Origin of the sequence: Geodermatophilus sp. CPCC 205506, from assembly GCF_051383635.1 — a bacterium.
In the GTDB taxonomy this organism is placed as follows: domain Bacteria; phylum Actinomycetota; class Actinomycetes; order Mycobacteriales; family Geodermatophilaceae; genus Geodermatophilus.
This window is the reverse complement of sequence record NZ_JALPKP010000134.1, coordinates 1-566: the sequence shown is the minus strand read 5'-3', so window position 1 is coordinate 566 and position 566 is coordinate 1. Positions and strand designations below refer to the sequence as shown.

At 78.3% G+C, this 566-nt stretch carries 1 pseudogene; it reads left to right on the top strand.

The features are described 5' to 3' along the window. Positions 1–566, top strand: a pseudogene (locus MY520_RS27965) (hypothetical protein); the annotation flags it as partial.

The window sequence follows — 566 nt, the reverse complement described above, 5'->3', positions numbered from 1 at the left end:
GGTCGCCGAGCTCGCGCTGCCCGACCAGTGGCCGGCCGATCGGGTGCCGGTGCAGCTGGCCGACGTGCTGCCGGTGCACGCCCGGACCGCGGAGGAGAAGGTCGCGGAGTTGCGGCGGTTGCAGCAGCTGAAGGCGATGCTGGCCGGCTACGAGCTGGACCTGGTCGCCGCGCTGGCCGGCGACCGGCCCGCCACCTTCGACCGCGCCCCGGGCCGGCCGGGTGCGGCCGCGGACGGGCCGGCGGGGGCGCCGGCGGGGGTGTCGGAGTTCTTCGCCGACGAGCTGGCGCTGGTGCTCAACGCCTTCCGGGCCGCGGCGAGCACGCTGATCGACCAGGCCACCACGCTGACCGAGGTACTGCCGGCGACCCGGGCGGCGCTGGCCGAGGGCCGGCTGGACTGGCCGCGGGCCCGGGCGATCGCCGGCGAGCTGGGCTGGAAGGCCCGCGCCACCGATCCGGCGATCATCGCTCAGGTGAAGGCGGCGGTGCTGCCCCGGGCCGGGCGGCTGTCGATCCGCCGGCTGATCGCGGCCGTGCAGGCCGAGCTGGCCGCGCGGGACGCCG